The sequence below is a fragment of the Pseudomonas sp. HMSC066A08 genome (assembly GCF_001813025.1).
Lineage (GTDB): Bacteria > Pseudomonadota > Gammaproteobacteria > Pseudomonadales > Pseudomonadaceae > Pseudomonas > Pseudomonas aeruginosa.
The window spans coordinates 1-664 of the sequence record NZ_KV811333.1; the positions used below are offsets into that span (position 1 = coordinate 1).

At 60.7% G+C, this 664-nt stretch carries 1 protein-coding gene; it reads left to right on the plus strand.

The genetic code is table 11. The annotated features are described in order from the left end of the window. Positions 1-575: thermonuclease family protein (locus HMPREF2886_RS22875; RefSeq protein ID WP_218189074.1), on the plus strand; the 575-nt coding region annotated here is incomplete at its 5' end. Between the last annotated feature and the right edge of the window lie 89 nt (positions 576-664).

Here is a 664-nt window from a genome sequence, read left to right on the forward strand (position 1 = left end):
GCTTATATATCTTCATGGGCGTGGCGCTAGGCCTCGTCGCCCTTGTGTATTTCGTTGCGGACTCTCGGCAAAAGGACGCTCCTGCGGCCGAAGGGCAGCAAGTCGCGCCCGGCACGCAGTCGCCAGAACTGATAGGCAAGGTCGTCCGCGTTCTCGATGGCGACACGTTCGATCTGCTAGTAGATCAACGGCCAGTCCGCATCCGCGTGACCGGCATTGATGCCCCGGAAAAAGATCAACCATTTGGCCAGCGGTCGCGGCAGTCGTTGGCGGGCATGGTTGATGGCAACCCTGTCGCGGTGCTCGTAAAAGGCAAAGACCGCTACGGCCGCACACTCGGCATGGTCTACGCCAAGATATGCGCCCCTTCTGTCCCGTGCCACACCGTTCATGTCAACGCCGAACAGGTAAAGGCGGGCATGGCATGGGCTTACCGTTTCCACGGTCAAGCCGTCGATCCGGCAATGCTGAAACTCGAAACGCAGGCCCGTAGCGAGCGCGTCGGCCTGTGGTCAGCACCGAACGCAGTGGAGCCGTGGAAGTGGCGGCACCAAATGGAGAGCGCGGCCAAATGAGCGGTATTTCAATCAACACCCGGCAGCTCGCCGACCTGCTGAACATCAGCGAAGGCGAGTTAGTCCATGCGATGCGGTCAAGCGGGAAG